Genomic DNA, 17,206 nt, shown 5'->3' with positions numbered 1-17,206 from the left:
ATATAATATATTTCGGATATAAAGGAGATTTTAAAAATGGCAGAATTCAAAGAGCAAGTATTAGATATTTTAGAAGAAGTATGTGAAAACGATATTGTGAAAGAAAACTTAGATGTTCAATTATTTGAAGAAGGTATTCTTGATTCTTTCGCTGTAGTATCTTTATTAGTTGAATTCCAAGAGCGTTTAGATATTGAAGTTTCTATTTCTGATTTTGACCGTGACGAGTGGGCTACACCAAACATGGTTATTAAGAAGTTGGAAGAAATCCGATGAACAAAGCAAAATTTGGTCCGATGCTTTTAGCATTGGCCCTTTTTGCTGTATTCTTACTTATTCCAACGCGCTTCCTACTTCCACTATTAAGTGATGAAAAAGTAGAACAAGCTGCCACTTCTTTAAAAGAAGAAAAGATTCAAAGTATGATATTACAGCAAAAGATGTTAGCAGACCCGAAATACCTTCCGATGTACGGTTCATCGGAATTCGCACGTATGGATGCTTACCATCCATCAAACTATTTCAAAGTAAAGCCTGAAGGCTTCACACCATTCCTACTTGGACGCGGTGGAACCCAAGACCTTGTACATGTATTAAACTTTGCATCTACAATGGATCAATTGAAGGATAAGAAAATGGTATTCGTTCTTTCTCCTCAATGGTTTGTACCACAAGGTATTGATGAAACACACTTTGCACCTAACTTTTCAAAACAACAAGGTTACCACTTCATTTTCAACGATGATGTAAAACCTGAAATGAAAAAGCAAATTGCAAAACGTTTATTAAACTTTGAGATCGTTAAGAAAGAAACTTTACTTAAAATTTCACTTGAAGGTATCGTTTACGATGATACAAAGCATAAAGTAAAAGCACTTGCCGCTAAACCTTTCGCTTATATTTATCGTAACATTTTAGATCGTAAAGATTTATTTACAGCAATGTTTGATATTAAACCGCATAAAGAAAAACTTGACCCTTCATTAAAACAAATGAATTGGGAAGAGGCTCGTAAACATGCAGATCAAACTGGTGCAGTAGAATCAGGTTCTAACGAATATGGTATCGAAGATGATTACTTCAACAGCAAAATCAAGAAGAAATTAAAGCAACGTGAAGGCTACTTAAAAAATGATGCTTATGATCAATCGCCAGAATATGAAGATTTACAAATTGTACTTGATTTATTAAAACAATCTGGTGCAAAACCACTCTTCATTTCTGTTCCTGTAAAAGGTCCTTGGTACGATTATGCTGGCTTCCCGAAAGAACGTCGCGAATTGTACTACAAGAAAGTTCATGAGCAAATTGAGAAAGCTGGGTATCCAATTGCCGACTTCTCAAATCATGAGTATGATAAATACTTCTTAAAAGATCATATGCACTTAGGTTGGAAAGGCTGGGTTTATATCGATGAGGCCATCCAACAATTTTATAAAGCAAACTAATAAAAAGACCGCTTGAATTATTCAAGTGGTCTTTTTATATATATATTTTTTAATTGTTCGATGACGTTCTCTGCTTCTTTCATAACTCGCTCCACTACATGCTGAGCTGATTCTATTCGTGCTAATGATGACGCTTGTCCTGCCCAAAGCGACATATATTCTCCTTTATTATGTTTTGCTGCTTCTTGGCGTATTTTAGAGGTTAATACATTTTGCACTGGATACATCGGAAGCCCTTCTTCTTTCCCTTCATGTCTCTCTATAAATTCATTACGAATACCCCGTGCATATTTCCCGGAAAACGCACGGGTCACAGTTGTACTCGTATCTGTACTATGTAAAACTGCTTCTTTATACACATCATGCGTAATACTTTCTTCACTCGTTAAAAAGGCTGATCCCATTTGAACAGCTTCTGCCCCCAGTGTAAATGCCGCAACAAGCCCTTGTCCGTTCATTACACCACCTGCTGCAACAATTGGGATATGCGGGACTGCTACCACTAACTGCGGAATTAATGCGAACGTCCCAATCATAGCGTCCTGTTCTTTCCCGATAAACGTTCCTCTATGCCCTCCTGCCTCGCTACCTTGACCGACAATAATGTCTACTCCTAATTCAGCAAGCACCCTCGCTTCTTTCACATGAGTAGCTGTTCCGATAACTTTTATTCCTCTTCTTTTCAAGTTATCTATTTCTTCTTTTTCTAACGTTTGAAATGCAAAGCTAACGACTGGTACGTTTTCTTCTACTAACACTTGTAATTGTTCTTTATAGCTTTTTGGAAGCTTTATCGTCTCTTCTTCCTCTATACCGAATTCTCTATTCACTCCGCTAAGTAATACCTTTGCCAAGTTTACTCTCTCTTCTTCTATCTGTATCTCTTTCGTTAACAGTAAATTAACACTGAAAGGCTTATCCGTTCGTTCCCTTATTTTATAAATTGCGTCTCGAATTTGTTCAGGGCTCATATAGCCTGCTCCAAGCGTTCCTAGTCCTCCGCTATTACTTACAGCTGCAACAAGCTCAGGCGTCGTAATTGCACCTGCCATACCTGCTTGAATGATTGGATACTTAATTTGTAATGTGTCTATAACTCGACTTGTAAACATCATTTCTCCTCCTATTCCCCTTATATCTTCTTTATTTGACAAACTTTCCCCTTCTTTTACAAGGGTTGAACTTCATAGGAAGCGAATATATTGAAAGTGAAGGAGGCTGAAAACAATGATATATCCAAATGCGTTACAACAAGGTGATACAGTAATGATTATTGCACCGTCCGGCCCACCAACAATTGAAAATGTATTAAAAGGTGTAAACGTATTACAAGAAATGGGTTTATCTGTAGTAATCGGGAAGAGTGTTTATGAGAAATATGGATATTTAGCTGGAAGTGATCAAGTTCGTCTTGATGATATACATGAATCATTTTCAAATCATGAAGTAAAGGCCATTTTCTGTGCACGAGGTGGTTACGGAAGTGCTCGTCTCCTCCCTCACATTCAATATGAAATCATTAGGAAAAATCCAAAAATCTTTTGGGGATATAGCGATATTACAGCTTTACATACTGCTTTTTCACGTTATGCAAAGCTCGTTACTTTTCACGGTCCAATGGTGGAAGAATTAGGAAAAGGTGTAGATTCTCTCTCTTTATCTTCTTTCAATCAACTATTCCATACGTATTCCACCATCTTATCTGCTTCAGAATGTATCGTACCTACCTCTTCCTGTACAGTTACAGGTACATTAGTGGGAGGAAATTTAGCTGTATTAACGAGTATAGTTGGTTCATCCTATGAGATAAATACGGCGAATAAACTTTTGTTACTTGAGGACATTGGGGAGGAACCGTATCGCATTGACCGTATGTTAAATCAGCTACTTTTATCTGGAAAGTTTAATGAATGTAGTGGTGTTATTTTTACAAGTTGTCACGACTGCACTCCTTCTAAACCATCTCAATCATTACAAACAATATTATATGAATATTTCGCACCCTATCATATACCTGTTCTATTCGGTTTACCGATTGGACATATAAGCCCAAACATCGGGATTCCTCTTGGAGCTACAGCGACAATAAATACAGATAATAAAACACTCTCTATTTCCTCTGGCGTAACCACTCCGTTTTCAAATTAAAAAGGAAAAGCGATTCCGCTTTTCCTTTTATTTATAATAATTAAAAATTCGTCCAGAGGCGATATCTGCAATTTCTTCTGGAATAAATGTTTTACTTATATCAGTGCCAACATTTAATACTGCTGTAGCATCTTTCTCAATGCCACCAAATAACTCTTTCCCACGTATCGTAATAAGGGGCGTTCCTTCTGGCAACACATCTTTTACAAATTCCATTTGTGTAAAGAACGGAACGATCCATCTATCCTCTCCTTGGAAATGACGCAAACGAAGTATTCCTTCTGTTGCCCCGTCCTCTGCTTCTAGTGAACCAGCAACATAAAACTCAGTAGATAAGAGCAATTCATAAAATTCCTTTTGCTTCTTTTTATCGTCCCCTGCTATAACAAGTACTTCTTCTATTCTCTTTACCGGAATTTGCTCCATATGATGCCACCCCTATTTCAAAATGATTGTACTTAGATTATACGAAATATTCTTATTTTTTTCTATATAATTCGCAATTATTTTCTTAAAATAATTTTCATACTTCTTTTGTCGTCACAATCGTAGCAAACTCTTCATGGTGAAACGCCTTTTGTACATCAATTATAATAAGTGCTATTTGATTCATCATCATTTTCTCCTTCATTCGGCTGTAATTGAAACAGAAAACCAAGTTGTTGTGACGCAGTAATAAAACAAATATAAGCGCAAAGCTCTACAATTTCTTTTTCCGTCCAATATTCTTTCAATACATGAAACATATTATCATCTATCGCCTTTTTGTCATGAACAAATGTATGTGCAAAAGTAACTGCTACACTCATTGTTTCGACCTTTTGCATATCATCAGGCCTTCCCTTTGCCATACAGTACGGACATTCATTCCCGTACGCTAATGTTCTTCTTACTTGCTCCTTCAACTCTGCTGAAAGAGTTCCTTTACTATACAATGTATCCTCTACCATACTCCATGAATGTAATAGGTCCGGATTATGCCCTAATAACTTTTGAAACTTTGTATCTCCTACATTTGATAATAAAATTCTCTCCATCATTTTCCCTCCTATTTCCTTCTGTTTTATTGTAAAATAAATAAAGTTCACTTCACATTTCATATGAATCTTAATTTATATTTTCACTTTACAAAAATCATCATTTTACTGGAGGTATATTTACAAATGCAACTAGACCGTGTTGATCGAAAAATTTTAAATGAACTATATAATGATAGTCGCCTTTCGATGCGTGAATTGGCGAAACGAGTAAACTTATCTGCTCCGTCTACTGCAGAACGTGTTCGTAAACTCGAAAGTGAGGGTGTGATTCAAAAGTACACAATCGATATCGATTATAAAAAAGCAGGACTTGTTTTAGATTGTATTTTAGAAATCACTTTAAAAAATGGTGATACTACACGTATGCAACAGTTTATTCAGTCTTATCCATCTGCAAGTTTTTGTTACCGAGTAACAGGGAGCTTATGCTACATTGTAAAAATTTCTGTTCCTTCACTCGTTGAACTTGAAGAATTTATCAATGATGTTTCTTCATATGCAACGACTGTTTCTCATATCGTATTATCAGAAGTATCTCTTACTCCTGATATTGAACATATCTTCCCAGAAGATTAATTTATTTTTATTCATAAAATATATAAAAACCCCTTACATTAAGAATAAAAATAATATATTATGTATTAAAATACATAAAGTTCGAGAAAGGGGCTTTACATTGAAAATCTGGTTTTATGAAAAAACGGCACAATTAGATGACTTGCTTGGCATTTGGGATAACGTTCCGACTATCCCTCGAATTGGTGAAAAAGTTGAGATTTTAAAAACAGTCCGTATCGTTACAGATATTAAATATGTAAAGAACGGTAATAATTTTCGTGTAGAAATTATTACAAATTAAAAAGTAGCTCCAAGGAGCTACTTTTTAGTTATCTCTCATGCGCTTTCTTTATAACGATTTTATCTTCTTCTACAGATACTGTTACATAATCATTTTCTTCTAATCGAAGCTTATTTACTGCTTCATCTGGTAGCTCTACAGCCATCAGTCTATCTGTTACAATCACTTGACTATACACTTCATTTTCTTGTAATGCACTCACTATTTTTTCCTCATTTATAAAGCGCATCGGCGGCACACCAACTTCTGTTACTGTACGCCATTGCTTCCAGACATACGGAGTTAACCAAAGTAAACCAACAACTGTAAGACCGATACCGATCCATAAATTACTTTGCGCTTGTATTTCAGGAATTGAAATTGCACCGCTCTCTTCTCCACCGACAAATTGCATACTTGTTGCAATTAAATTATTTAGAGCGTGCACAGCGATATTCGTCCATATATTTTTCGTCTTTATATATAAAAGACACATTACAACACCAAACATGAACGCACCAATAACATCAAAATGTCCTAAACCAAAAATAAGTGAAGATATGATTACAGCTTTTTTAATTCCCCATTTATAAGCCATTCGCTGTAAAAAGAAGCCCCTAAAAATAACCTCTTCCATAATAGGTGCTAATACACATGCTGAAATGAAAGTGAATATCGTCATATATACATTACTCGTGTTAATAACATTTCCGTCTTCTAACATAGTAACTAAAAAATTCGGTAACGTATGTGCTAATATGTAAAATTGAATCTGAGATATACCAACTGAAAAAATCATTCCCATTATCGTTGCTAATACAATTAATCCCCACGGTAAACGTCCTGGCTTATCAAAAAAACTGTTAAATACAACATTATTTTTATTTGTTTTTACGTATAACCAAAATAACGGAAATACAAAAAATAAAGTTATTTGTGAAATAACTTCCATCGTATTCTCAGAAACATTTGCTAGATCTAATGGGATCATCGTAAGGAACAACCCTATAATCATCCATCCAAAAAAACTACGTAGCCTTATACGTGAAAATGCATAGTGCATATAGAACACCCCCAAAGATAGTAAAAATAAATGATCTGATAATCAAATTATAATATGAATATAGTTGGAAATTTTCCTATTTTTCTCAAATCCTTTCAAACAACATATAGTAATTATTTTTTCTTTCCATTGAAATCTACGAGAAAGTTATGTAATAAAAATCCCCGTTTTTACAAGCGGGGATTTCTTTTATTATAATACGTCACGTTTTTGGAATAATGCACTTGATGCTACAAGTAATACAACAAAGTATGCAGCTACAAGTAAGAATGAAGTTGTAAATGTAAACTCTGTAAATGTTGGTTCCGTTCCACCACTTACTAGTTTATTACTATCGTACACACTTAAATTCAAATGGAAAAACACTACAAATTTAGCTACACCTTTTGCAAACATCATCAGTACCATATTAATTGGTCCTTGTAAGAAGAAGAGGAACATCGTAATAATTAGTGGTAATACAGACTTTCTAAACACGTTTGCTAAGAAAAATGCAAGTGTCGCAAAGAAGAACGGTGAAAGTACTTGATATAAAGTAGATTTCATTACGATTCCTAGCGTTAATTCTGTTTTACTACCATCCATTACAATTCCGCCAATAATCATTGAAATGATCGTGTTAGCAAATATGATAAATACTATAGTAAGTAACACTGTAATATATTTAGAGAATAAAACTGTAATTCGTTTTCTTGGACGGATTAATAACTGCTTAATTGTACCTTTTTGGAACTCATCAGTAATCATACGAGAAGCAATCGTAATTCCAAAAATTGTTGCAAACAAAGTAATTAAACCAATCTCTGAACTTGCAAAATCTAAATATGATCCTTTAAATTCGCTTCCATCTCCCCATTTTAGCATCGCTAAAACTCCTAAAATCTCCAATACTGCAATAACACCAATTAAAATATACATACCTTTTTTCGCATGCAACTTTAAAAATTCATTTTGAATTAATTTAAACATTACGCTTTCACTCCCCCTGTAATCGCTAAGAACTCATCCTCTAACGTTTTATTTTGAACAGTAACTCCATATACAAGCACATCGTCATTCACAAGTCTTTTTACAAGTTGTGGAATTTCCTCTTTCATTACAGATACTGCAATTACGTTTCCTTGCGCCTTACCTTTAATGATTTCATTTGCTTTCTGTACTTGATCTACTTCAAACGCTACAACTACTGTCTCATCATGTTTCGCTTGTTCATGTAAGTTGTACTCTTGTACAAACTCCCCTTGCTTAATAATAACGACGCGATCACACATGAGTTCAATTTCACTTAATAAGTGACTTGATACGATTACGGCAATATTCTCTTCTTTCGCTAAACGCTGTAAATAATCACGAATTTGACGAATACCAGCTGGATCTAATCCATTTGTCGGCTCATCTAAAATTAAAATTTTCGGCTGATGAAGTAATGCCTGTGCAATTCCTAAACGTTGTTTCATACCAAGTGAATATGTTTTCACTTTTTTATGAATCGCATGCTCTAATTCAACAAGCTTTACAATCTCAACAATGCGCTCTTTATTAATTGGTGTAATTGCCATATTCGCAAAATGCTTTAAGTTTTGCATTCCAGTCATATAATCATATAGTTCAGGATTTTCTACGATCGCCCCAATTTGCTCTAGCGCCTTTTCACGCTCCGTGCGAATACTATGACCGCAAATTGTAATATCGCCCTCTGTCATTGATATAAGACCTGTCATCATACGAATTGTCGTCGTTTTACCACTACCGTTCGGTCCAAGAAACCCGTACACTTCCCCTTTACGAACTTCAAATGATAAACCGCGGATAATTTCTGTTCCACCAATCTTTTTTCGAACATTCTCTAACTTTACTACTACATTTCCCAATGTTGATTCCTCCTTTAGACTTCTAGTTTTTTATCAATTATGCGACCTGTTATATAAACAAGTAAAACAAATATACCGATTGAAAAAGCAATACTATATACATTCATAAGTTTTTCTGGATAGAGAAACACATTTGCTTCTGATGATTCATCTATATACACTAACTTTGTTATTAAAGGCGCAGTAGGTGCAAGCCCGCCCAACATTCCATATATAGCACCTAATAATTTTGTTACTAATAAAAATAAGAAAAATACCATTGGATATTTTAACTTCTTCTTTTTTAAAGAAAACACTTTAACGCTTGCTACTGAAAAAAGTAATACTAGCAATATGCTAGATAAATTAAATACATATAACATAGTACTAAAGAGGTGCTTTAGTGGATTGAATACACTTTGAGTAAATAATACTTCATAGAGCTCTGTACCTTTTATTATTTTCATAGAAATACCATATAAAAAAATAGAACCTATTAATTCAAAAATAAGTAAATAAATTACAGCGTATAACAATATTGCTAAAACAATCTTTTTACCGGATATCGATGTTAACCGAAATAATGTGCTTTCAGTCATTTTTCCAAATGCAGACACTGCCTGAATAACTATCATTGCTAAGAAGATTATATATACTAGAATAACGAAACTAACTATAATTGTTTGTCTTACTTCTCCTGATTCTTGCTTAATATAATTCCCCAAACTTACGAAAGCTACAGCGATAATGAATATAAATGATAGCAACGAAATAATTATTTGCTTTTTATTTATATTGTACATGTATATTAAGCTCGGCTTCATCTACTAAACACCTCCTTAAACACATCTGTGACGGCTTTTCCTCTCTGAAAACGTAACTCTTCTACATTTTCATACAATACAATTTCTCCATCTTTTAAAAAGATTACTTCATCAAAAATATTTTCAACTTCATTTATTAAATGAGTCGCGATTATTATCGTACAATCTTCGCGATAAAACTGTAAAATAAGTTCTAATACATGTTCTCTAGAAACAAGATCAATTCCACCAAGCGGTTCATCTAGTACGTACAACTTCGCTTTCCTCGAAAATGTTAAAATAATTTGTAGCTTTTCAACCATACCTTTTGATAAAGCTGTAATTTTTTCTTCTAACGGTATTTTAAATTCCGCAATCGTATCTACCGCTTTTTGAATGTCGAAGTCTTTATAAAAATCTCGATAGAAAAATAAAGAATCTTTTACCGTCATCCAATCATCAAATACTGGTTTATCCGACATAAAAGAAACAATTTCTTTCGTTTCTAATCCGACCTTTTTACCAGCGATTGTAATAATCCCTTCGGAAGAATGCTGCAGACCGGTAATCATTTTCAATAACGTCGTTTTCCCGCTCCCATTATCTCCAACGAGTCCTATAATTTTCCCTTCCGTAATCTCTATGTTTAATTCACGGATCACTGCTTTTAATCCGTATCTCTTCCATAAGTTTTCTATTTTTAATAACTCTGTCATTCGCTCTCCTCCCTCTTCTCATGCAATGAAGAGCGCAGGATTGTAAGAATTTCTTCTTCTGAAAAACCTAAATTGTCCATTCCATCTATAAAAGAATGAAGTAATTCTTTCGCCATCTCTTTGCGCAGCTCCATAATTTTCTCCCCTTCATTCGTTACATATCGTCCCATTCCTCTACGCGTTACTACAACTCCATCCCGTTCTAGCTCTTGAAATGTACGCTGAATCGTATTTGGATTTACTTGTAATTCACTCGCTAATTCACGTACAGAGGGAATTTTATCACCAGGCAATAAATGTCCTGTTACGATTTCTTTTTTTATGTATTCCATTACTTGAATGTAAATTGGTGTATTTGGAGAAAACTCTATTTTCATTTCTTCCCTCCTTTTGTATCGGTGTACTAGTTAAATAATACACCGATACAAAAGAATTGTAAATACCCATTTAATTACAAAAAAGTTCTATCCATTAGCCGGATAGAACTTTTTTAACAGAAATCGTTATACAAAAATAATAGTGTTATGTAAACAAAACAATAAAGAAAAGCTGCCTTATCAATGAATAAGACAGCTTTTCTTTATGATCATATATTAAAAATTAAACACGAAGTCATCATCAGATAACTTTTCAACGTTCGTCGCTTTTACGTAACCATTTCCTTTTACAGAGAAGAAATCATGGTTTTTCGTATCTGTACGTAAACCATTTAAAACGATTGGGTTAATTTCTTCTTCTTCAAACTTCGGCTCAAGTCCTAAGTTCATAAGTCCTTTATTCGCATTGTAACGAACGAAACGATTTACATCCTCTACAAGACCGATAGAAGTGTAAATTTCTTCTGTGTATGCCATTTCAATTTCATATAGTTCCATTAATAACTCTTGTGTTTCTTTTTGCACTTCTTGTTGATCTTCTGCAGAAAGTTCTGCGAAGAGTTGTTGTGCTAAAATACCGACGAATACGCCGTGAATTGATTCATCACGAATTATTAAGTTAATAATTTCACCACTTGCCGTCAATTTACCTTGACCTGCTAAGTAAAGTGGATAGAAGAATCCACTATAGAATAAGTAACTTTCTAAGAACACACTGGCTACCATTGCCATGTATAATTCTTTTTTCGTTACTTCAGGCTTTAATAAACGACGATAGTAACTAGTAACAATACCAGCTTTTTTCTCAAGTAATGGATGATTGTCTACCCATTCAAAAATATCATCAATTTCTTCTTCAGTAGCTAGCGTTGTGAAAATATGACTGTAGCTCTTCGCATGTACTTCTTCCATAGCTCCCATGAAAGCTAATACACTTTTCGCTTGTAAATTTTCAAGATGAACAAGTACAAGCGGCATCCCTTCGCCACCTTGTTTCGTATCTAAAAGTGTTAAACCACCTAATACACGCTTATAAGCAACCTGCTCTTCTTTTGATAATTGTGCCCAAGTATTTTTGTCAGAAGATACCGCGATTTCTTCTTCTGTCCAAAACTGAGCGATGTTTTGCTTCCAAAACATTAAACTAAAATCATCTTCTTTTTTGTTCCAGTTTACCGCACGCATTCAATCGCCCCTTCTCTAAATAAACATGAAAAATTGATAACTAAGCATGAGCAGGGTTCAGAAAACCCTGCTCATGCTGTCTCACTTTTTATATTAAACGGTACAAGCTACGCACTCTTCCACGCTTAACTTACGTGTTCTCGTATAATAAAGACTCTTTAAGCCTTTTTTATGTGCATAGATGTAGTAACGTGCTAATTCACGTGTTGAAATATCACTATTAACGTAAAGAATTGTACTAATTCCTTGGTCAATATGTTCTTGGATTTCTGCGATTAAATCAATTAATTTAAACTGATTCATATCGTAAGAAGATTTATAGTACCAGAACGTATCTTTTGATAAATACGGCATTGGATAATATGTTGTCGCATTCGCATATGTTCTTGATTCGATTTGACTTACGATCGGCATTACGCTTGAAGTTGCATTTTGAACGTAACTGATAGATTGTGTTGGAGCGATAGCAAGACGGTATGAATTATATAATCCATTCTTCTTCACTTGCTCTTTTAAACTTGTCCAATCTTCTTTTGTTGGAATATGAATTCCATCAAATAGTTGCTGAACTTTTTCAGTTACTGGGCTGTAATCTGTCGTTTCGTATTTTTCAAAGTATGTGCCATTTGCATAATCAGACTTATCGAAGTCTTTAAATGTTTCGCCTTTTTCTTTAGCGATTTCCATACTTTTCTCAATAGAGTAGTAATTTAACATCATAAAGAATGTACGAGCGAACTCTTTCGCTTCAGCACTTTCATATGCGATTTTGTTTTTTGATAAATATCCGTGTAAGTTCATTGCGCCAAGTCCAACTGAATGAAGCTCATCATTTGCTTTTTTCACAGTTGGTGCATTCGGAATGATTGTCATATCAGAAACAGCTGTTAAAGCTTCCATTCCCGCATGCACTGCTTCACGAATTTCTTTATTTTCCATTACATTCACAATATTTAACGATCCTAAGTTACAGTTAATATCACGGCGGATAATGTCATCTGTACCGTAATCATTTATTTCAGAAGTTTCTTGAAGCTGGAAGATTTCTGTCTCGAATGTTCAACCGAGTTCGCTACTCCTCAGTCCGTTGCTCAAGCAACTGCTGTATGTCACCATACAGGACAGACTATATCATCACCTACAGCATTACCTGATTAGGTGCTCCGCTTTTCGAACGCCAATCGCTTGCGCTCTACTCCCCTAAGGGATAGTCGTTAGGCTTTTACTTATCTTAATACTTCAGAAAGTCTCTTATTACTTTATGTTGTCCCCTAACTCTGCTATACAAAATAATAAGATACATTCTGAACTTTTATATTTTCATTCTAAGATAAGATTTAGCACGGTAGGTTACCTCAAATTTGAGGCTTTCCCCGTTTAACGGAGTTTTCGACTAGCATTTCTACTAGAAGGTGCTACATATTTAACACAAGTTCGACATCTTCACAGTTCCAATATCCTTCAGTGGATGTTGGTTATTTGCATTTGATTTAAACATTAAGTATGGGTAACCAGACTCAAGCTGAATCATAGCAATTTTAATAAGCATATCACGTGCACTAATATCTAGCGGCTTCTTCTTCACTTTCGGATTGCTCATTAATTCATCGTACATTTCATCGATATCAATATCATCTAGATGCTTGCCATATTCTTTATACACCGTATAAGGCGCGAAAACATGGAAAGGTTCGTTTGTCTCAGCAAGCTCAAAGAACTTACTTGGAACGATAATTCCGATTGATAGAGACTGAATACGGCTCTTCTCATCGGCATTTATTTTTTTTGTATCAAGGAATTCAATAATATCCCAATGGAAAATGTTTAAGTATACTGCGCCGGCACCTTTTCGTTGGCCAAGCTGATTCGCATATGAAAACGAATCTTCAAGTAATTTCATAACAGGTACTACACCACTTGCAGCATTATCGATACCTTTAATTTGCTCACCGCGTGCGCGTAGCTTAGATAAGTTTAAAGCTACTCCCCCGCCGATTTTTGATAATTGCATTGCAGTATTAATGTTAAAGCCGATTGAATTTAAGCTATCATCCATCTCTAACAAGAAACAAGACACCATTTCTCCTCTTCTGCTTCGTCCCGCATTTAAAAAGGTTGGTGTCGCTGGTTGGTAGTTTTGTTTTACAATCATGCTTGCGAAGTGTTTTGCCTTCGCAACATCACCGCGTCCTAAGTATAATGAAACAATTGCTACACGATCTTCATAGCTTTCTAAGTATTGTTTTTGATCATTTGTTTTTAACGCATAATCTTTGTAGAACTTAGATGCTGCCATATAAGATTGGAACTCGAAGTTTTCACCATAAGCGATGTTATATACTTCTTCTACTTCCTCCAAGCTATACTCGTCCAGAACGTTGTAATAGTAATCATGTTCTTTCATATACTCCATTCGCTCTGCCACGCTATTAAAATGAACGGTATTCTCTCTAGCTTCTTCCATAAAGACTTCTAATGCCTCTTTATCTTTATGAAGCTGATAAAAACCGTCCTGCATTTGCGTGATTTCATTATTCAGTTCAATGTGTCGCAATCTCCCGCACCCTTTCCTTAAAATATTCTACATCGTTATTTGTTCCTGATAACTCAAATTTTGATACAATAGGCACTTCATATTTAGCAGAAATTTTGTCAGCACTTGCACCGAACATGTCTCCCCAGTTACGATTGCCGCTTGCAGATACGCCTTTTAATTTTTCATTATTGCGCTCTAAAAATTCTAAAACACGTTCTGGTACGTTGCCAAAACCTGTTGTATACGTAATTAAAACAAAGTCTTCATCTATTACTAGATCTTCACCAATTTGAACGGCCGGCATATTTAATTTGTGAATGAAACGCTTCACGTTTCCTGTCATTGAATCATATGCAACTATCATTTCCGACCCTCCCTCTCCAATCTATACTCTCTGTATGTTGATTCTTGTTTTCTCTATATATTGTATTACGTTTCAAAATAAGACACAAGATATATGTATAAATTCTTTCTTTTTTTAAATTTTACTTTTCGACAAGACAGTCGATTTTTTTTAATACAATGACTATGAAACAACATTCTAAAACTCATGTCAATAAAGTGCTTTTCAAAAAAGTTGTCAACGAATTTAACCTTATTTTTAAAAAAGTGACCAATATATTTTGTCATAAAACGGCAAATGCTGGAGGAATATATTTCTCCAGCATCACGCAAAAAAGAACAGACATGAAACGATAATCTGTTCTAACAAACGATTACATTTATCAATTTTACTTTATTAAATATTATACATATACTTTTGGCTCGCGTTACATACTAAAAGATAACTATTATAGAAAAAGATTATTATTATGGAAATTCAACTTATTTATGAAAAGATTATTCAGAGTGCTCAATGCGCAAAATATCTTTTACAAATATATGATGTGGATTTTCATCTTTATCAATCATTGTACATACAGGAGCTTCTTCATCAAAGTACACAATCATTCCTTCTACGTACTGATATGTATGTTGAACTTGTACAGTTACTTTAATTTCTATAGCCTCTTCATATGCTCTTTTTATTTTTCGAAGCATTTTTTCCGAACACTTTCGTTTCTCTGGGTACATAACCATCCCCATAAACCTATTGCCGGCTCTGTCTTTCCACATATAATCCCAATGCGGTAATATGCCTTGTTTAAAATCGCCCATAATTCTCCTCCCCTATATTCTTCTAGTTACGAACGTGGCGTTTCTGAATATGTATAAATTACTTGTCCGCCGCGCTGCGCGTTCCCAATAATATGTTTAAAATCTTCACGCCCTACTACAACTTTCCTAAACGTATAAAATACATCTTTCGTTACAACATACTCCTTTATTTCACCATTTTTCAGCTGATCCAAAATTGTATTTGCTAATTGCTCATCCATGTATTTCACCTCTATGCAATATTTTATTTTATCGTATATTCTTTAGGTCAACAACTGTAAAATTATCCAGATGCTATACCTTCATTTCATTTTCATTATTTGCAAACGATATCATTTTACTATATGTCCACTAAATATCATATACTAACATAGCTACTTCTCTATATCAAACATTTCGACATCCAATTATGCAAAGTTCCATACCACTATGCTACAATATACAAATAGAACTAGGAGGGATACTATGATTCGGAAAGCAAAAAAGACAGATGCGAAGCTGGTAGCGCCTTTATTGTATAACGCTCTGCACGAAATTGCTGAAAAAATCACTGGTAGCACAGTTGAGACAGAAGTATTACTAGGACTTGAAACATGGTTCTCAAAAGAGAGAAATCGACTGAGCTACGAAAACTGTTTTGTATATGAACAAGACGGGGATGCAGTTGGGGTTATTGTCGCTTATCACGGTAGTGAAGCAACAACGCTTGATACACCAATTGTACATTACTTAAGAGAATTACATAAAGATGAATCGATTACGTTAGAAAAAGAAGCTGAACTTGATGAATATTACATTGATACATTATCAGTTTCAAGTGCATATGGGGGAAAAGGCATTGGTTCTAAATTAATTGAAGCTGCTGAAATCCATGCAACTGAAAAAGTGTATAAAAAAATCGCATTACTTGTTAACTTAGAAAACAAACGTGCCTATTCACTATACGAGAAGCTAGGTTATAAAAAAGATCAAATCGTTATGCTCGTAGGCGAACCTTATGCACATCTTGTAAAAACATTAAACATCAAAGTTTCTATATCTTAAAAAGAAAGCACACGATTTATATAAATCGTGTGCTTTTATGTTAAATTTGTATTTAATGCATTACCATCCATCGCTTCGTGGAATGTATAGGTTGTACATCCCCATGGCTTCCTATGTAAAATAGGAGAACCAGACCATCCCATCGCTCTCAGTTCCGCACCAACCATTGCATTCATGTAATTATGACCTATAAGAGCAATACTTCCGTGTATGAGAGCGTAACGATGTAATAAGTAGGCCGCTTGCCTTGCCCTCTCTCTTACTTCCTTATAAGACTCAACATCTTTATGGTAACCAAGTATCCATACTGTTCGTCCGATAAACATCCATACGTTAGGTTTAAATTTCAACCATTTCGGAGCATAAAAACTCGTCGGAACTTCAGCTTCCCTAAAAAGAGAATTTTGCATAAAGGATAAAGAATCCATTAATTCAGCTGCTGACTGTACAGCACACCTTTGATCACTCGTTACAATCAATTTTGCTGCTTCAACCGCTTCCTTTGTTTCCATTGGTATAGGTGCTTGTTCTGTTGTAATATGTAAGTCATATCCTTTCATCCATTCATGAAAGGATGTAACCGTCATTGGTTCTATAGTACGATCTAAGCGACCATGACGAATAAAAGAAATCTTCATTCTTTCCACTCTCCATTCATCACTTACGAACTCTATTATGTACTATTTTTTAATATCATACCACGCAAAAAAAGAAAGTTATACCCCTTTACATATCCCCGCCACTCTCATTTGTGACCCCAGCATGTATACCATCCATCCCATCAAAATATGTAGTCGTTTCATGATGACGAATCTTTTTTAAATTTATATAAGAAAATACAAATAAAATTAATGCTATAACACTCCCCACAAATTCAAACATCATTTTACCGCCTCTAATTTCTCCTACTTTAGTAGGTTATTGTATATTTTTTATTATACCCCTATATAAAGATGTCCACATTTAAATCGTTCTTTTTTTCTATTAATATGGAGTTCTT

General features: G+C 34.6%; 22 protein-coding genes and 1 pseudogene. 6 read left to right on the top strand and 17 right to left on the bottom strand.

Translation table 11 applies throughout. From position 1 onward, the window contains the following. Positions 1-36 precede the first annotated feature (36 nt). Together dltC and dltD are read left to right on the top strand one after the other, a co-directional pair. On the top strand, positions 37-276 hold the full coding sequence (gene dltC, locus ACXVYO_RS05235; RefSeq protein WP_000807310.1) for a D-alanine--poly(phosphoribitol) ligase subunit DltC: 240 nt from the start codon (positions 37-39) through the stop codon (positions 274-276). Then, positions 273-1,448 carry a D-alanyl-lipoteichoic acid biosynthesis protein DltD gene (gene dltD / locus ACXVYO_RS05230; protein ID WP_458466200.1) on the top strand — a complete coding sequence of 392 codons (1,176 nt, stop codon included), beginning with the start codon at positions 273-275 and terminating at the stop codon, positions 1,446-1,448. Before dltC ends, dltD begins: the two co-directional genes overlap by 4 nt. A gap of 17 nt (positions 1,449-1,465) precedes the next feature. Here dltD and ACXVYO_RS05225 read toward each other — a convergent pair whose 3' ends face one another. After that, on the bottom strand, positions 1,466-2,560 hold the full coding sequence (locus ACXVYO_RS05225) for an NAD(P)H-dependent flavin oxidoreductase (RefSeq protein ID WP_458466199.1): 1,095 nt from the start codon (positions 2,558-2,560) through the stop codon (positions 1,466-1,468). Between the two features lie 115 nt (positions 2,561-2,675). Between ACXVYO_RS05225 and ACXVYO_RS05220 the strand changes: the two genes are divergently transcribed. After that, entirely contained in the window at positions 2,676-3,596 is a 921-nt protein-coding gene (locus tag ACXVYO_RS05220; protein ID WP_458466198.1) for a S66 peptidase family protein, read from the top strand. A gap of 27 nt (positions 3,597-3,623) precedes the next feature. Here the strand turns inward: ACXVYO_RS05220 and ACXVYO_RS05215 are convergent, their stop codons facing one another. After that, positions 3,624-4,022 carry an SseB family protein gene (locus ACXVYO_RS05215; protein WP_458466197.1) on the bottom strand — a complete coding sequence of 133 codons (399 nt, stop codon included), beginning with the start codon at positions 4,020-4,022 and terminating at the stop codon, positions 3,624-3,626. Between the two features lie 158 nt (positions 4,023-4,180). Next, positions 4,181-4,696 carry a carboxymuconolactone decarboxylase family protein gene (locus ACXVYO_RS05210; RefSeq protein ID WP_458466196.1) on the bottom strand — a complete coding sequence of 172 codons (516 nt, stop codon included), beginning with the start codon at positions 4,694-4,696 and terminating at the stop codon, positions 4,181-4,183. Between the two features lie 63 nt (positions 4,697-4,759). Between ACXVYO_RS05210 and ACXVYO_RS05205 the strand changes: the two genes are divergently transcribed. Together ACXVYO_RS05205 and ACXVYO_RS05200 are read left to right on the top strand one after the other, a co-directional pair. Beyond that, a complete protein-coding gene (locus ACXVYO_RS05205; protein WP_001175498.1) occupies positions 4,760-5,212 on the top strand; it encodes an Lrp/AsnC family transcriptional regulator in 453 nt (150 codons plus the stop codon). A 100-nt stretch (positions 5,213-5,312) separates the two neighbouring features. Continuing rightward, a complete protein-coding gene (locus ACXVYO_RS05200; RefSeq protein WP_000707104.1) occupies positions 5,313-5,495 on the top strand; it encodes a DUF3913 family protein in 183 nt (60 codons plus the stop codon). A 28-nt stretch (positions 5,496-5,523) separates the two neighbouring features. On the opposite strand, the gene ACXVYO_RS05195 is transcribed toward ACXVYO_RS05200, so the two are convergent. From ACXVYO_RS05195 to ACXVYO_RS05140, 12 genes and pseudogenes are all read right to left on the bottom strand, one after another. After that, complete coding sequence (locus ACXVYO_RS05195; RefSeq protein WP_458466195.1) at positions 5,524-6,537, bottom strand: CPBP family glutamic-type intramembrane protease; 1,014 nt, start codon at positions 6,535-6,537, stop codon at positions 5,524-5,526. 192 nt (positions 6,538-6,729) lie between these two features. Then, a complete protein-coding gene (locus ACXVYO_RS05190) occupies positions 6,730-7,506 on the bottom strand; it encodes an ABC transporter permease (RefSeq protein ID WP_458466194.1) in 777 nt (258 codons plus the stop codon). Next, entirely contained in the window at positions 7,506-8,408 is a 903-nt protein-coding gene (locus ACXVYO_RS05185) for an ABC transporter ATP-binding protein (RefSeq protein WP_458466192.1), read from the bottom strand. Before ACXVYO_RS05185 ends, ACXVYO_RS05190 begins: the two co-directional genes overlap by 1 nt. Positions 8,409-8,422: 14 nt before the next feature. Beyond that, a complete protein-coding gene (locus ACXVYO_RS05180; protein ID WP_458466190.1) occupies positions 8,423-9,211 on the bottom strand; it encodes an ABC transporter permease in 789 nt (262 codons plus the stop codon). Then, the gene (locus tag ACXVYO_RS05175; protein ID WP_458466189.1) at positions 9,208-9,906 is read right to left on the bottom strand and encodes an ABC transporter ATP-binding protein; all 699 of its coding nucleotides are present in this window, start codon (positions 9,904-9,906) and stop codon (positions 9,208-9,210) included. Before ACXVYO_RS05175 ends, ACXVYO_RS05180 begins: the two co-directional genes overlap by 4 nt. Next, positions 9,903-10,283 (bottom strand): GntR family transcriptional regulator, encoded by a 381-nt coding sequence (locus tag ACXVYO_RS05170; RefSeq protein WP_000687513.1) that lies wholly within the window; start codon positions 10,281-10,283, stop codon positions 9,903-9,905. Before ACXVYO_RS05170 ends, ACXVYO_RS05175 begins: the two co-directional genes overlap by 4 nt. Positions 10,284-10,499: 216 nt before the next feature. Then, positions 10,500-11,468, bottom strand: a complete 969-nt coding sequence (nrdF, locus tag ACXVYO_RS05165; protein ID WP_001203019.1) for a class 1b ribonucleoside-diphosphate reductase subunit beta — start codon at positions 11,466-11,468, stop codon at positions 10,500-10,502. A gap of 93 nt (positions 11,469-11,561) precedes the next feature. Further along, positions 11,562-12,512, bottom strand: a complete 951-nt coding sequence (locus ACXVYO_RS05160) for a ribonucleotide reductase (RefSeq protein ID WP_306472068.1) — start codon at positions 12,510-12,512, stop codon at positions 11,562-11,564. Between the two features lie 382 nt (positions 12,513-12,894). Then, positions 12,895-14,022: pseudogene (locus ACXVYO_RS05155) on the bottom strand (ribonucleotide reductase N-terminal alpha domain-containing protein); the annotation flags it as partial. Next, complete coding sequence (gene nrdI, locus ACXVYO_RS05150) at positions 14,009-14,368, bottom strand: class Ib ribonucleoside-diphosphate reductase assembly flavoprotein NrdI (RefSeq protein ID WP_000634376.1); 360 nt, start codon at positions 14,366-14,368, stop codon at positions 14,009-14,011. The gene nrdI and the pseudogene ACXVYO_RS05155, both read right to left, overlap by 14 nt. Before the next feature lie 476 nt (positions 14,369-14,844). Beyond that, positions 14,845-15,162: a hypothetical protein gene (locus ACXVYO_RS05145; RefSeq protein WP_088029065.1), complete on the bottom strand. Its 318-nt coding sequence runs from the start codon at positions 15,160-15,162 to the stop codon at positions 14,845-14,847. A gap of 26 nt (positions 15,163-15,188) precedes the next feature. After that, complete coding sequence (locus tag ACXVYO_RS05140) at positions 15,189-15,383, bottom strand: abortive phage infection protein (protein ID WP_073517441.1); 195 nt, start codon at positions 15,381-15,383, stop codon at positions 15,189-15,191. 244 nt (positions 15,384-15,627) lie between these two features. Here ACXVYO_RS05140 and ACXVYO_RS05135 point away from each other — a divergent pair, with 244 nt between their 5' ends. Further along, positions 15,628-16,206, top strand: coding sequence for a GNAT family N-acetyltransferase (locus tag ACXVYO_RS05135; RefSeq protein WP_458466188.1), 579 nt, complete (start codon positions 15,628-15,630; stop codon positions 16,204-16,206). A gap of 35 nt (positions 16,207-16,241) precedes the next feature. On the opposite strand, the gene ACXVYO_RS05130 is transcribed toward ACXVYO_RS05135, so the two are convergent. Next, positions 16,242-16,844 carry a histidine phosphatase family protein gene (locus tag ACXVYO_RS05130; protein WP_458466187.1) on the bottom strand — a complete coding sequence of 201 codons (603 nt, stop codon included), beginning with the start codon at positions 16,842-16,844 and terminating at the stop codon, positions 16,242-16,244. Between the two features lie 88 nt (positions 16,845-16,932). Beyond that, positions 16,933-17,088 (bottom strand): hypothetical protein, encoded by a 156-nt coding sequence (locus ACXVYO_RS05125; RefSeq protein ID WP_458466253.1) that lies wholly within the window; start codon positions 17,086-17,088, stop codon positions 16,933-16,935. Between the last annotated feature and the right edge of the window lie 118 nt (positions 17,089-17,206).

This window comes from Bacillus sp. BC08, assembly GCF_054326875.1.
This window is presented reverse-complemented; position numbering and strand designations above follow the sequence as displayed.

Bases quoted from the DNA above. Each gene is read 5' to 3' on its own strand.
- ACXVYO_RS05220 (WP_458466198.1), top strand. From the start codon at position 2,676: ATGATATATCCAAATGCGTTACAACAAGGTGATACAGTAATGATTATT.
- ACXVYO_RS05225 (WP_458466199.1), bottom strand. From the start codon at position 2,560: ATGTTTACAAGTCGAGTTATAGACACATTACAAATTAAGTATCCAATC.
- ACXVYO_RS05215 (WP_458466197.1), bottom strand. From the start codon at position 4,022: ATGGAGCAAATTCCGGTAAAGAGAATAGAAGAAGTACTTGTTATAGCA.
- ACXVYO_RS05140 (WP_073517441.1), bottom strand. From the start codon at position 15,383: ATGGATGAGCAATTAGCAAATACAATTTTGGATCAGCTGAAAAATGGT.
- ACXVYO_RS05135 (WP_458466188.1), top strand. From the start codon at position 15,628: ATGATTCGGAAAGCAAAAAAGACAGATGCGAAGCTGGTAGCGCCTTTA.
- ACXVYO_RS05195 (WP_458466195.1), bottom strand. From the start codon at position 6,537: ATGCACTATGCATTTTCACGTATAAGGCTACGTAGTTTTTTTGGATGG.
- ACXVYO_RS05205 (WP_001175498.1), top strand. From the start codon at position 4,760: ATGCAACTAGACCGTGTTGATCGAAAAATTTTAAATGAACTATATAAT.
- ACXVYO_RS05125 (WP_458466253.1), bottom strand. From the start codon at position 17,088: ATGTTTGAATTTGTGGGGAGTGTTATAGCATTAATTTTATTTGTATTT.
- dltC (WP_000807310.1), top strand. From the start codon at position 37: ATGGCAGAATTCAAAGAGCAAGTATTAGATATTTTAGAAGAAGTATGT.
- nrdF (WP_001203019.1), bottom strand. From the start codon at position 11,468: ATGCGTGCGGTAAACTGGAACAAAAAAGAAGATGATTTTAGTTTAATG.
- ACXVYO_RS05170 (WP_000687513.1), bottom strand. From the start codon at position 10,283: ATGAAAATAGAGTTTTCTCCAAATACACCAATTTACATTCAAGTAATG.
- ACXVYO_RS05175 (WP_458466189.1), bottom strand. From the start codon at position 9,906: ATGACAGAGTTATTAAAAATAGAAAACTTATGGAAGAGATACGGATTA.
- ACXVYO_RS05180 (WP_458466190.1), bottom strand. From the start codon at position 9,211: ATGAAGCCGAGCTTAATATACATGTACAATATAAATAAAAAGCAAATA.
- dltD (WP_458466200.1), top strand. From the start codon at position 273: ATGAACAAAGCAAAATTTGGTCCGATGCTTTTAGCATTGGCCCTTTTT.
- ACXVYO_RS05145 (WP_088029065.1), bottom strand. From the start codon at position 15,162: ATGGGCGATTTTAAACAAGGCATATTACCGCATTGGGATTATATGTGG.
- nrdI (WP_000634376.1), bottom strand. From the start codon at position 14,368: ATGATAGTTGCATATGATTCAATGACAGGAAACGTGAAGCGTTTCATT.
- ACXVYO_RS05190 (WP_458466194.1), bottom strand. From the start codon at position 7,506: ATGTTTAAATTAATTCAAAATGAATTTTTAAAGTTGCATGCGAAAAAA.
- ACXVYO_RS05210 (WP_458466196.1), bottom strand. From the start codon at position 4,696: ATGAAATGTGAAGTGAACTTTATTTATTTTACAATAAAACAGAAGGAA.
- ACXVYO_RS05130 (WP_458466187.1), bottom strand. From the start codon at position 16,844: ATGAAGATTTCTTTTATTCGTCATGGTCGCTTAGATCGTACTATAGAA.